We start from the raw sequence: 13626 nt of genomic DNA on the forward strand, positions 1-13626 counted from the left end.
CCGTGTCACCCAATCCCAATAAGAGACGAGTATGCATACTGTTACCCCTATCCCTGCCTTCAACGATAACTATATCTGGCTCATTCATGCAAAAGAGAGCCGAGGCTATTATGTGGTCGATCCCGGTGATGCCAGCGCTGTATTAGACTATCTCCAGCGGCATCAAATTGTGCTCGATGGCATCTTAATTACCCACCACCACAGCGATCACACAGGTGGTATCGCCGAGCTTCAGGCGCAGCACGACCATAAGCTCACCGTGTACGGGCCAGATAACGAAAATATCAAGGGGATCAACCATCCTATCTCGGGTCAGACACGAGCGGTTAAACCCGAAAAACTCGACAGTGAGGCCAAGATATTTCACCTTCCCGGCCACACCCTGGGGCATATCGCCTACCTGATTGACAATCATCTTTTCTGCGGCGATACCCTGTTTAGCGCCGGCTGTGGCCGCCTGTTTGAGGGAACTCCCGCCCAGATGCGACAATCGCTACTTACCTTGGCTCAGCTCGATGATGACACCCTAGTCTATCCCGCTCACGAATATACCCAGGCCAACCTGGCCTTTGCCTTGACGGTCGAGGATGACAATGAAGCGCTCATAGCTCACGCCAACATGGTTAAACAGCTTCGAGAACGAAACGAGCCGAGTCTCCCAACCAGCATAAGTGTAGAGAAACAGATCAACCCCTTCCTTCGCCCCGAGCAACCAAGCATCAAGCAGAACCTGAGTCGTCATTTCGCTCAAGATGTGACAGATAACGACACCAGTTTCACGCTTCTACGTCAATGGAAGGACAACTTCTGATAATTCCTATACAATGGCGCGCTAATTAAGTCCCCGCAGAGCGAGCCTGAGGGTTTTCGCATTCCGAGAGGGACCCAAAAGTAAGGAATTATTGTCGATGCGCTTAACCATTGTCCTGGTTGCAGGGGGACTCTCCCTGCTTGCAGGCTGTCAAAGCTTTACCCAGCCGGAACCGGCCACGCCGACGATCACCACAGCGCCCGTGGTCGTCGAGCCTCAAGTCACAGCCCCTGTCGAGCCTGAACCGATTCAGATCACCGACGTATGGCAACGAATCCGCCTTGGCCTCAGCCTGCCAGTGCCGGATCAAAAACTGGTTAATCAGTACCGTAACTGGTATCTGAAGCATCCTCAGCACCTGGCCAGGGTATCGGAGCGCGCCGAGCCGTTCATGTATCTTATTGTCGAAGAGATTGAGAAGCGTAACCTGCCCATCGAACTGGCACTGCTGCCGATTGTCGAAAGCGCCTTCGATCCCTTCGCCTACTCCCATGGCGCGGCCTCTGGACTGTGGCAGTTTACCGCCCCCATGGCCAAACACTTCGGCCTGGAGATAAACTGGTGGTACGACGGTCGCCGCGATGTACCCGCCGCCACCGTTGCCGCACTGGACATGATGGAGTATCTCTACCAGAAAACCCACAACAACTGGCTGTACGCCATCGCCGCCTATAACACGGGCGAAGGGCGCGTGCTCAATGCGATCAAACGCAATCAGGCCAAGGGGCGGGCAACCGACTTCTGGGCACTAGATCTGCCGCGGGAGACAGAGCGCTACGTGCCTCAGCTGCTGGCGCTTGCCGATGTGATCGCCAACGCAGATGACTATGGGATCTCCCTCTACCCCATCCCGAACCAACCACAGCTTAAGGTTGTCGATGTGGGCAGCCAGATCGATCTGGCCCTGGCCGCCGACATGGCCGGAATGAAGCTCAATGAACTGCATTCGCTCAACCCAGGTTTTAATCAGTGGGCGACAGCGCCGGAAGGCCCACATCGTCTGGTGGTGCCGCTGGAGCACACCGAACTGTTTGAAACCAAGTTGGCCGCCAGCGATAAGGACCAACGCCTCAAATGGCAGCGTTACAAGATAAAGTCCGGCGATAGTCTCGGGCTAATCGCCAAGCGCTTCAATACCACGCCATCGGCCCTTCGCGCGGTGAACGATATCAAGAACAACCGCATCATCGCCGGTAAGCACCTGTTGATCCCTGTATCATCCAAGGATCCGGCTAAATATCTGCTATCGGCCGAGCAGCGCCTGCAGAAGCGTCAGTCAGGCGGTAGCGGCTATAAGCTGACTTACAAGGTAAAATCTGGCGATTCACTCTGGCTGATCGCCAAGCAGCACAAGGTGAGCGTAGCCAAGATTGCCAAGTGGAATGGCATGGCGCCAAAGGATCCCCTCTCTATCGGACAGAAACTGGTGATCTGGCAAAAAGGTAACGGCAAGTCAATTACCCGCACGGTGAACTACACGGTACGCTCGGGCGACTCCCTGGCAAAGATCGCCAGTAAGTTTAATGTCAGCGTAAACCAATTGGTGAAATGGAACAGCCTTTCGACCAAGAAATACCTGCAACCGGGACAGAAGCTGACCCTGTATGTGGATGTGACCAAGTCTCGGGTTTAATAACACGGTTTTAATCTTACCGATTGATAGAAACTCGCCTCTAATGACGATGTGTGAAAACAAAAAAGCGATGCCTAGGCATCGCTTTTTTATTGTTAGGCCAATCCTATAGTTAAGCCAATCATTGCTGGCTTGGTACTGACCTTTAGGCTCAGCCAATCACAGCCGAGCGTTACAAGCCACCTAGCTTCTTAAACAGCTTATCTTTCAGCTCATCGGTCGCCTTCTCGGTTTCCTTCTTGAGCTTGGCATCAAACAGGGCTGCCGTATCCAGTGAGAACTTAGGCTCGCCTATGGTACCGCCGATGGCAAATGGAATGTCGACGCCATAGAGCACATCTTTCTCCGCACCGCCCTGGCCCTCTAGCGAACCGACAACTGAGGTTTTAAGGACATAATCGATCGCCTCAGAGAGTAGATTTACATTGCCCTTACCCTGCAGGCGGATCAATGGTGATGCCATGTTGAGATCCGGGTTGGTCACTATCCCCTTAGCCATGGTAAAGCTGCCGGTCAGGCTGGTGAAGTCGGTTTTCTTTTCACCGCTTGAGGCGGCATTTAAATTACCGCCGAGTTTCGCCTTGGCATCGCGCAGCATCTGAGGGATGTTCACCCCGTAAAGCGCGCCATCGGCGACCTCAAACTGCCCCTTGGCGTTGAGATTGCGCTTGATGTTGTCGGGGATCAGGCTGAAGCCTGTTCCTGCCACCTCGAAGTTAGTGGTACCGGCCAGCATGTCGACCTCGGCGGCATCGGTCAGTAAAGGACGCACCTTAATGCCGGAGATCTTCTTGTTGAAGCGGTAGCTGGCCACAGATTTACGGCCATCTAGCTGAGCGCTGGCAAGTAATTTACCCTGATAGAGATCTGCGCTGAGCTGGCTGACATCTAGCACACCATTTTTCAGTGTCAGTTTCATCTGCCAGTTTTCTGTCTTGATCTTATCGGCAATCACCGACTTGGCATCGAGATCCAGCTTTAGGTTAACCGCCTTCATGCCGCTAAGATCTGGCTCCTTGGCAGGTGCCGCGCCCTCGCCTTTAGCCGTCTTATCTTCGCCCTTAGTGCCATCATCTTTGGCCATAAATGGCGTTACATCAATATCGCCAAAGCTCATCGAGGCCACCACATCCGGTACCTTGGCGCCGTAATTGACCGACAATTTACCTTGAGCCTTAATCTGCTCGATATTCAGGCTAGAGAGCACCAACGCCATGGTCTTGGCATTATTATCCAGCTCGAGTTGAGTGGTGAGATTAATGTTCATGCGCTTATTGGGAATGGCATCCCCTTCGAGGGTATTTTCAATCTCAAAATCCTTGATGGCTATTTTGGCCAGGTTGGTATCGACCTTGATCTGTCCCTTACCTTGGCTGCTGACCTTAATTTCAGGCTGGGTCATGGTGAACTTGTAACCCAGATCGGCAAATTGCCCCAGGGCAAACTCGCCTAAGGTTAACGACTCGAGGCTCAGCGCCTGAACCTGGCCTGTCGCCTCGTCATAGAGATTAACCTGAGTGTTAGTGATAGCGATGCCACCGATATTCAGGCTGCTAAGTTGCACGCTCCCCTGGGCAGCGCCTGATGTATCGGCCTTGCCTTCTGTCTTATCGGCGCCTTTCTCGCTACCTGAGGTCAGGCCGTCCATGCTGCTGCGGCCATTCTTGTAGCTGTCGAAGTTTAGTGTCAGGCCATCTAAGTTAAGCTGAGCTATCTCAACCTCTTTACTCAAAAGCGGTAACAGTGCCACCTCGGCTACTATGCCATCTACCTTGAGCATGGTGTCATGTTTAAAGCCTTTGGGATTCGAGAGGCTGATATCACCAAGGGTGATGCCTATGGTGGGGAAAAAGGTCCAGCTGAGATCTTGATTGATAAACAGATCGCGTCCCGTCTGCTTCTTTACCGCCTCGACAATTTGCGGCTTAAAGTCATTGGGATCGAAGATAAGCGTGAGATAGGCGATCAGTAATATAAAAAGCGAGGCAAATACGATCACTAACCATTTAACAAATTTCATAACAGGTTCCGTCTGGTAAGGGTGAGCAATGGGCCCATTAGGCCAATTGCGAGAGATCCAACTGCTCTGACGATAGGGCAACGCCGTTATCGTCGGCATATAGCATCATACCTGGCTTAATTATAACGCGATCTATCTCTAGCGTAACGTTGACATCGCCAATATCCCGCTTATCCGTCTTGATGGGGGTCGCGCCAAGTGCCTGAATTCCAATGGGCATCTGTGCTAACGCGCCGACATCACGCACATAGCCATTGATCACTATGCCACTCCAACCATTGTCCACTGCACTCTGGGCAATCATGTCGCCAAGCAGCGCACGACGGTTAGAGCCACCGCCATCCACCACCAGCACCCTGCCTTCACCAGGCTGTGCCAGTAGCTGTTTGACCTTAAAGTTGTCTTCGAAACACTTCACCGTAACCACCTCTCCCCAGAAGATACGCTTCTGGCCAAACTGTCGATAATGGGGCGCCAACAGCGACAATTGTGTGTCATATTGGTCAAAGAGATCGGGCAGTAAATCTTGCATTGCAGCCTCCCTGCGGGACAAAGAAAAGTTAAGTTACTATAACAAGGCACATATAAAATGAAAATTAGATGAATTTAAATTCAATCGGTTTTAGAATGTGCCTTCGCTAATATAGATTGGCGATTTAATCATCAAGATAATACAACAATATCCTGACTAACAGACCCGTCGATATTAGCCAATATCGACCAAGCAATAGTGGAAAATAATGACAGATCATATCGATTTACATGATGCAATGGCTGCGCTCGACAAATATGGTTACGAGCAAAAAAATAGCAGCGAACTGAGTCAGGCGCGAACCCATGCGCAGATGGATAAATATCTTAGAACATTAGACTTTAACCTACGCAGACTGCTGATCTTGCAAGAAGTCGTGGGCAATTTGGTTGACGAAGAGCAGGCCAACCTCGCCCGTCAGGAAAACATTCAAACCTATAAGACTAAGGTCATTAACCTATCCCGCGAATATGGCATCTCCTACGACCGCGTACTGGAGATCATGCAACAAACGTCGACGCAAACTAAATAACCTGCCGCCGCGCAGGTTATTTTTCACTACAGCTTAAAGGTCGAGATAAGAGACTCGAGATCCGCCGAACCCGATTTTATCTGCTCACTGGTACTGCCAATCTCTTCACTCTTCTGCTGATTCTCCAGCGATATATCGTTAATACGGGTCACATTCATATTCAGTTCGGCGATCACCGCGCTCTGTTCCTCCGTCGCGGTGGCGATCTGAATATTCATATCTGAGATCTGCCTGATAGAAGACTTGATGGTTTGCAGCGCCTCAACCACCTGACTGGTTTCACCTACCGTCTGCTCCGACTGTGACTTGGCTCTGGCCACCGAGGTGTTGACACTGTCTACCGAGGCGCGAATCGCCTCAATAATGGCATTGATCTCCTGAGTCGACTCCTGGGTTCGGCTCGCCAGGGTACGCACCTCATCGGCCACCACGGCAAAGCCGCGTCCGGCCTCACCGGCCCTCGCCGCCTCGATAGCGGCATTTAACGCCAGCAGGTTAGTCTGTTCGGCGATGCCGACAATCACATCCAGGATCTGTCCTATCTTACCTGAGCTTATCTGCAGCGCCTGCGCCTCATCGGCGGTTACCTCTAGCTCATTAGACAGGCCCTTAATCTTGGCCACGGCGCCATCGACCACGGCCACGGTATCGTCGGCCTCACCATCGGCGCTGCCAGCACTGTCGGCCGCGAGCTGGGCATTCGAGGCCACCTCAGACGAGGCCATGGACATCTCGTTGATGGCCGTGGCGACGCTTTGGGTCTCCGCCTGCATGTTGGCCGTCACCGCACTGGCCTGGGCTGAAATATCGGCTAAACCTTCGGCCAGCTCTCGGCTGTGGGTCACAGAGGCACTCACCGAATTCACCAGGGCCTGAATTTTGGCGACAAACTCGTTAAAGCTCGCGGCTACCTGTTTGAGTTCATCCCGGCCCGACTCTTCGAGCCTCAGGGTAAGATCCCCCTCGCCTCGCGCGATATTTTCAAAGGCGGCTATGGTATCGGCCATAGGCGCTGAGATACTGCGGGAGATAGCTCCTAAGATCAGAATCACAGGCAGCCAGACCGCGACGCAGATCAGCAGATACTTGCCGATAAAGGCCTGCATCTCCTCATCAATATCATCGACATAAATGCCCGTCCCCACAATCCAGCCCCAGGGCGGGAAACGCTTAACCACACTCATCTTAGGGCTCGGCGCCGAGGCGTTGGGGCGATTCCACATATATTCGATCAACGCATAATCGCTATTGGCCGTGCCAGTCACCATCTTCTCAAATAGCCTGACACCATTGGGGTCTTTCATCCCCAAAACATTGGTGCCTACCAGCTTCTTGGCAAAGGCATGCTGCACCATGACCCCTTGTCTGTCTATGGTCCAGAAATACTCGTTCCCCTCATACCTCAGGGCATCCAAGGCCGCGATAGCACTGCGCTGAGCCTCTTCCGTGCTCATGGTGCCAGCTTGTGCCGCCTCATAGAACTGGCTGATCACCTTCTCACCCACATCGGACAGCGCCGATAACTTGGCCTGTTTCTCCTTAACCAAGACCTCTTCAATGTTGGCCAGCGCAAACACAAACATGATGCCGGTGGCGACGATGGCCAGCAACAGCATAAATAGCAAACGGTGGGCAATTTTAAACTTGCGAAGCAGGACAAATATGGCGTTCATGGCGATCACCTTAAGGCAAGTGACAGAAAATTATGACAACCCCTTAAATCTCGCCCATTCAAAACCTTTTGTCAAAGCCGCTAACTACCTATAAATGCATACTTTAGTGGAATAAACAGGGGGTAAAAGCAAGATATAATACCTACTGGTGAATTATTCACCGCTGTCGGTCAATAACAACTAAACTAAAGTGTCAGTACTTTTTGTAGGGGTAATCTTTTACGATGAAAGCTAAAGGAATTATGCTTCTGGTATTGGCCTTGACAGGCCTCTTATCGGTCAGTTGGTGGGGAGGCAAGGCGCCCGCCATCGAGCCCCCCATTAAGTTAAAGATTGCCACCTCTACCACTCCCTTAAGCGCGCCCCTGATCATCGCCAGAGAGCTGGAACTCTTCAAACCCTACAACCTGGATATCGAGCTTATCCCCCTGCGAGGAGGCCACCTCTGCTTTCAGGCGATGATACAGGGCGTTGCCGATATCGCCACCAGCTCTGAATCAGTGATCATGTTTAATGGCTTCGAGCGCAGCGATTTTCGCCTATTGGCCAGTTTCGTCGAATCGGATAACGACCTGAAACTCCTCACCCTCAACGACAAGCAGCCCAAAAGCATGACTCAGTTAAATGGTAAGAAAATCGGCATGGTCAAGGCCAGCGCCAGCGAGTTCTTTGCCGATGCATTTATGATCATCAGCGGCCACCAGCAGCAGAATTTTCACAAGGTTTTCATGTCCCCCCAGGCGTTAGGGCCAGCACTGCTGGCCGGTGACGTAGATGCCATCTCGATTTGGGAACCCTTCGGCTACAAGTTGATTGAGGAGCATGGCGATGCTATCTATCAATATCCGGGCAAAGGGATCTACAACCTCTCCTTCAATCTAGTGACCTCGGCCGTCAACGCCAAACTACATCAGCAACAACACGCCAATATACTTCGGGCGTTAAAGAGCGCACAAAACTTTATTAATCAACATCCTGAAAATGCCAAACAGATCATTAGTGACTACCTGAATATTTCACAGCCAGAGCTGGAGTGGGCGTGGAATGATTATGTATTTCGGCTATCTTTAAATAACTCACTGATCTCAAATTTACATGCTCAGGCGCGCTGGGCGATCGCCAGCGGCACGGTTGATGCGCAAGTGCCTCCGGATTTTAGGCTGCTCCTGGATGATTCAGCACTCAAGCAGGCGCTCGATTACTAGGGTCTGTTGACCTTTCCTGTTTGTTTCTGCAGCATTTTGTGGGTTATTTATACAAGGCAGAGTCCGTATAGTGTAGTTATTCTACATGAGCGGGCGATAACGCCGTAGAAATGGCCTACAAAAGCTGCCCGAAGGGTTCATCTAAACGCGCCTTGCCCTTTGTTGCCTGCTATTTACATAGAATAGCTATGCCGCACAGCATGCGCCTTGAGCAAAACGCGTTTAGATCGAACAAAAATTAAACCTGAAAGATAAACAGACCCTAGGACGTTAACAGCAAATGATGATCAATACTCGCTTGAAGTTGCTGCTTTTTATCAGTCTGTTCCTGACGACCACCATATTACTGACCTTTGCCGGCCTGAAACACATACAGCAGGATAACCTACGGCAACTGTCCAGCATCATGGAACTGGAAAGCAACATAGATATACTCAGGAGTCGGCTTTGGGCCTTGCAGGAGTTTCAAGACCCGGAAGTATTGATCCAGACGCTCAATGCCCATCAAGAGCTTAAACAAAAACTTGCCAAGGCCCAGTTTCTCGCGCCATCTACTAAGATATTGACCACCAATTTAAATCGTCAGGCGGATAGCCTCGCGGCGCTGCTCGAACTCACCCAGCAGCATCTGAGTTCGACTCCACAGCGTGGCATCACTTCTGCTCGCGGCATGTTAACCACCCGATTCAACATCACGATACAGTCCATGAGTGAAGATCTCACCAGTCTGCAGCGCCAGGTGATCGACAGCTTAGCCGAGCAGCAATCACAGATCCTCTCCTCGACTATCTTGTTCCTGTTGGCGGGCTCCATCATCTCACTGCTGTTTACCATCTCGACCCTCAAGGCCTTCAGAGAGAGCCTGCATCCGATGAAGCAGGGGATCAAACGGCTCAGCCAGGGCGATCTGGACGGCAATATTGAAGTTGTTCATCACAATGAGCTCGCCATACTCGCGCAGAAGTTTAACGCCATGACCCAGAAGCTCAAAGAGACCACCATACGCAAGGAGGCACTACAGAGCGAAGTTCAATCGCAGACCAAACAGCTCAAGCGTCAGACCCAGAAACTAAAATATGTCGCGGAACACGACGACTTGACCGGCCTCTACTCTCGCAGCGCTTTCGAGCGGCAGATAGACACGGCGATCGCACGCTGTCAGCGCACTCAGATGCACGCCGCCATGTTATTCATCGATCTGGATAAATTTAAACAGGTTAACGACAGCCTGGGCCATGATAACGGCGACAAGGTACTCTCGACAGCGGCGAGGCGAATACAGAGCGCCGTGCGCAGCTCCGATATCTGCGGTCGCCTGGGAGGCGATGAGTTCGTGGTCTGGCTCGAGCCCATCAACGACATCGCCGAAGTCTCGATAGTGATAGACAAGATCATTGCTCAGGTCTCGCCCCCTATCGTCTGTGGTCGCACCTCGGTATCACTCACCGTCAGCATAGGCGTTGCCATGTATCCGGGCGATGAGCTAACCCGCCTGAACCTCATCAAAATTGCCGATGACAACATGTATCAAGCCAAAAAGATCAGTGGTAACAGCCACCGCTTTAGCGACACGATTGCCCAGCAGGTGGAAAAGAGTGAGGTTGATTAACCTAGCTCGTCCTCAGTGAAAAGCGCCGCTGCAACTGCTTAAAGTTAACTCTGATCAATAATAAAAAGATCAAGCCAATCAGATAAAGGCTCGGCTCGATCACCTCAGATTTAACTGACCAATAAAAATGGATTGGGGCCAGTAAAGCCACCAGATAGACCCAGTTATGTAACTGTTGCCAGCGCCGTCCCATGGCACGTCTGACCCTGGCAAACGAGGTGATCGCCAGCAGCAACAAGATGAGATAGGCCGTCGCGCCCACCATAATATAGGGACGTTTAACGATCTCACTTAGCAGCAGTTGCCAGGCAAACAGCAGGTCGAGGCTCAAGAAAGCCAAGATGTGTAAGCTGGCATAGGCAAACACATACAAGCCCACTAAGCGGCGGGTTTGCATCAAGAGCCCGAGCTTAAAATACTTTGCCACCGGCGAGATGAGTAGCACGGCGATCAGGGAATTGATCGCCCCCATTCCGGTATAGTGAATGATGTACTGAACCGGATCGCCCCCAAGCTGTTCGGTTAACACTCGCCACACCAACACTCCAAGGGGAACTAGAGCGATAAGGTGAAACACTAGCTTGAGCGGCAACAGATGCCTGGCTTGCAATCGAAACAAAGACTTCTCCTCTTTATGGCTCGCTTGTATTCAAATAAATCTAATAGTACTGACGCAGATCCATTCTCTTGTAGAGGTGGGCCACCTGCTCGCCATAGCCGTTAAAGGGTAAGGTCGCGATGCGCTGCGCCGAGAAGATCCCGCCCTCACCTATGCGTCGCTCTGTTGCCTGGGACCATCTAGGGTGATCCACCTTAGGGTTCACATTGGCATAGAAACCATATTCGTGGGGCGCCAGTTGGTTCCAGCTAGTGGGTGGCTGCTTGTCCATTACGCGGATCCTGACCACAGACTTGATGCTCTTGAAGCCATACTTCCAAGGTACCACCAAACGGATTGGCGCACCGTTTTGCGGCGGCAGCGTCTTGCCATAGAGTCCAACGGCCATGAAGGCCAGTTCATTGGTAGCCTCATCCAGTCTCAGCCCTTCCACATAGGGATAATGAATACCACCTCCCATCAGTCGGCTCTTCTGTCCCGGCATCTGGTCGGGGTCGAACAGGGTCTCAAAGGCCACATGGGTCGCACCAGCCTTAACCCCTGCCTTGGCAAGCAGGGCTTTTAAAGGAAAACCCACCCAAGGGATCACCATAGACCAGGCCTCGACACAGCGAAGGCGATAGATGCGCTCCTCCAGTGGCAGCAACTTGGTCAAGTCGTCCAGATCCAGTGTGAGCGGCTTGTCTACCATGCCCTCTACCCTCAGCGTCCAGGGATCCACCTTGAAGCCTTGAGCATTCTCGAAGGGATCTGTCTTACTGGTACCAAACTCGTAGTAGTTATTGTGGGTGGTCACCTTCTTCTCTGGAGTGAGGATCTCCTGCTGGCCGTAAGCCTTGTTGCCGCTAAAGGCTAACGGATGCGTCACAAAGGGAGCATGGGGCTCAGACTTACCGAACAGATCAAACAGCCCAGCCTGCACCTGGCCGGGTATGCTGGCTCCCAGTGCGCCCAGGCCGAGCGCCTTGATGATGTTGCGTCTATCGTTAAATACCGCCTCTGGCGTGACGTGCGCACTCTTCTCTTGCCAAGCTTTTATTCCCGTTCCTATGATGCCCTTCGCCATATCTGCTACCACCTTTTATACGTCGCTTTTCAGCCCATGCTTAATTAGATAGTCAAAACCCTTAAAAAATTTCACCTAAATAATATTTAACGAACAAGTGTTCGTCATTTGCCCTATCTCCCCTTGAACCTGCACTGGCCTCATGAGAGGCTTAACGCCAAGCTTATAACGGGTATCGACTATGTTGACACAACTTCCTCTATCTCTCCCACAAATCATCGTCTTAGCCGCGGTGGCCATGTTAGCACTGCTGATCGGTGCCCTACTCAACCAGCGCCTCACCCGCAGCAAATGGCAGAGGGTAAGAGAGGAGCTAATCCAGGAGCACGGCACCGCCATCGCGCTGCTGGAAGCATCGCTGGAAGAGAAGCGCAGCGACATTGCCCAGCTCAACCAGAAGCTTGAACATCAGATTAATCTGCTCGGCATGAGCCAGGCACAGGCCCAGCGCGCCGACGATCTCGAGCAGCAACTCCAGCAGAGCCAGCGCAAACAGATGGAGACCCAACTGGCCCTGTCCAAGTCCAACGCCATTCAGCAGACGCTGACGGTCAAGTTTGAGACCGAGCAACAGGCGCTGGAAGACAAGATTAAACACCTGCACGAATCAGAGTCGCGCCTGACCCAGCAGTTCGAGAATCTCGCCAACAAAATTTTTGATGCTAAGGCGCAGCGTTTACAACATGAGAGCGAACAACAGCTCTCTAATGTGCTTTCTCCATTTAAACAGCAGCTTGAAGGTTTTAGAAAGCAGGTTCAGGAATCTTATACTGTCGAGCAGAATGAGCGCAGCGCCCTGAAGCATCAACTGGAGTCACTCAAGGCGTTAAACCTGCAAATGAGTCAGGACGCCATCAACCTCACCAAGGCGCTCAAGGGCGATAACAAGCAGCAAGGTAACTGGGGCGAAGTGATTCTCGAGCGTGTGCTACAAGAGAGCGGCCTGAGAGAGGGCCACGAATATGAGACCCAGCAGGATCTCAAACACGACAATGGTAAACGCTTCAAGCCAGATGTGATCGTTCATCTGCCGGAAAACAAAGATGTGGTGATCGACGCCAAGATGTCCCTGGTGGCCTACGAGCGTTATTTCAACAGCGATGATGACAGCGTCAAGGCGGCCGCCATCAAGGAGCATTGCCTATCGATCCGCAATCACATCAAGGGCCTCAGTCAAAAGGATTACCAGGCGCTTCACGGCTTAACAAGCCTGGATTATGTGCTAATGTTTATTCCATTGGAGCCCGCGTTCCTGTTGGCGCTCGAGCATGAACCTAGCCTGATCAACTATGCGCTGGAAAACAACATCATGCTGGTCAGCCCGACTAACTTGCTGGTGGCACTGCGAACCATTAACAACATCTGGCGCTATGAATATCAGAACCAGAATGCCCAGCTCATCGCCAAGCAGGCGGGCAAAATTTACGACAAGCTATGTGGTTACCTCGAGGACATGGAGAAGATAGGTCGCGCGGTGGAATCGCTGGACAGACACTATCAGGCAGCCATGGGTAAGCTAAGCACAGGTAAAGGGAACTTGATCCGCCAGGCCCATCAGATGCAACAAATGGGTGTCACGACCAATAAGCAGTTGGATAGTCAGTTACTCGATCAGGCGCTCAGCGATCATATGGAGCATGACATAAAACTGAATTGATCAACCGTTACACTAGAGCCTGTTGATCTTTGCCGTTTGTTTTTGCAGCAGTTTGAAGGTGATTTATACAAGGCAGAGCCTGTGTCGTGTAGTCTTCTACACAAATTGGCGATAACGCCGTAGAAATGGCCTACAAACGCTGCCCAACGGGTTCATCTAAACGCGCGCTGTTAGAAATCGTTCCAGACGATTTCTTTGTTGTTCGCCATTCACATAGAGTAACTATGCTTCATGGCTCTCGCATCGCGCAAAACGCGTTTAGATTGAAC

11 protein-coding genes are annotated in these 13626 nt (G+C 51.7%); 6 read left to right on the forward strand and 5 right to left on the reverse strand.

What is annotated here, in order from left to right; genetic code table 11:
- The first annotated feature begins 31 nt into the window (after positions 1-31).
- Positions 32-811 (forward strand): hydroxyacylglutathione hydrolase, encoded by a 780-nt coding sequence (gloB, locus tag L1D43_RS08280; protein ID WP_239850666.1) that lies wholly within the window; start codon positions 32-34, stop codon positions 809-811.
- 97 nt (positions 812-908) lie between these two features.
- Positions 909-2444, forward strand: a complete 1536-nt coding sequence (locus L1D43_RS08285; protein ID WP_239850667.1) for a LysM peptidoglycan-binding domain-containing protein — start codon at positions 909-911, stop codon at positions 2442-2444.
- 172 nt (positions 2445-2616) lie between these two features.
- Here the strand turns inward: L1D43_RS08285 and L1D43_RS08290 are convergent, their stop codons facing one another.
- A complete protein-coding gene (locus tag L1D43_RS08290; RefSeq protein WP_239850669.1) occupies positions 2617-4464 on the reverse strand; it encodes an AsmA family protein in 1848 nt (615 codons plus the stop codon).
- 37 nt (positions 4465-4501) lie between these two features.
- Positions 4502-4996, reverse strand: a complete 495-nt coding sequence (locus tag L1D43_RS08295) for a putative 4-hydroxy-4-methyl-2-oxoglutarate aldolase (RefSeq protein WP_239850670.1) — start codon at positions 4994-4996, stop codon at positions 4502-4504.
- Between the two features lie 208 nt (positions 4997-5204).
- Between L1D43_RS08295 and L1D43_RS08300 the strand changes: the two genes are divergently transcribed.
- Positions 5205-5528 carry a hypothetical protein gene (locus L1D43_RS08300; protein WP_041511129.1) on the forward strand — a complete coding sequence of 108 codons (324 nt, stop codon included), beginning with the start codon at positions 5205-5207 and terminating at the stop codon, positions 5526-5528.
- A 26-nt stretch (positions 5529-5554) separates the two neighbouring features.
- Here L1D43_RS08300 and L1D43_RS08305 read toward each other — a convergent pair whose 3' ends face one another.
- Positions 5555-7201 (reverse strand): methyl-accepting chemotaxis protein, encoded by a 1647-nt coding sequence (locus L1D43_RS08305; protein WP_239850671.1) that lies wholly within the window; start codon positions 7199-7201, stop codon positions 5555-5557.
- Positions 7202-7461: 260 nt separating this feature from the next.
- Here L1D43_RS08305 and L1D43_RS08310 point away from each other — a divergent pair, with 260 nt between their 5' ends.
- Both L1D43_RS08310 and L1D43_RS08315 read left to right on the forward strand, forming a co-directional pair.
- Positions 7462-8406 carry an ABC transporter substrate-binding protein gene (locus tag L1D43_RS08310; protein WP_239850673.1) on the forward strand — a complete coding sequence of 315 codons (945 nt, stop codon included), beginning with the start codon at positions 7462-7464 and terminating at the stop codon, positions 8404-8406.
- A gap of 280 nt (positions 8407-8686) precedes the next feature.
- On the forward strand, positions 8687-10015 hold the full coding sequence (locus tag L1D43_RS08315) for a diguanylate cyclase (protein ID WP_239850675.1): 1329 nt from the start codon (positions 8687-8689) through the stop codon (positions 10013-10015).
- Position 10016: 1 nt separating this feature from the next.
- Here the strand turns inward: L1D43_RS08315 and msrQ are convergent, their stop codons facing one another.
- Positions 10017-10634, reverse strand: coding sequence for a protein-methionine-sulfoxide reductase heme-binding subunit MsrQ (gene msrQ, locus L1D43_RS08320; protein WP_239850677.1), 618 nt, complete (start codon positions 10632-10634; stop codon positions 10017-10019).
- A gap of 40 nt (positions 10635-10674) precedes the next feature.
- Positions 10675-11700 carry a protein-methionine-sulfoxide reductase catalytic subunit MsrP gene (gene msrP / locus L1D43_RS08325; protein WP_239850679.1) on the reverse strand — a complete coding sequence of 342 codons (1026 nt, stop codon included), beginning with the start codon at positions 11698-11700 and terminating at the stop codon, positions 10675-10677.
- 181 nt (positions 11701-11881) lie between these two features.
- On the opposite strand from msrP, the gene rmuC reads away from it, so the two are divergent.
- Positions 11882-13357 carry a DNA recombination protein RmuC gene (gene rmuC / locus L1D43_RS08330; RefSeq protein ID WP_239850681.1) on the forward strand — a complete coding sequence of 492 codons (1476 nt, stop codon included), beginning with the start codon at positions 11882-11884 and terminating at the stop codon, positions 13355-13357.
- The last annotated feature ends 269 nt before the right edge of the window (positions 13358-13626 follow it).

The organism is Shewanella sp. Isolate8, assembly GCF_022398495.1.
GTDB lineage: Bacteria > Pseudomonadota > Gammaproteobacteria > Enterobacterales > Shewanellaceae > Shewanella > Shewanella aquimarina.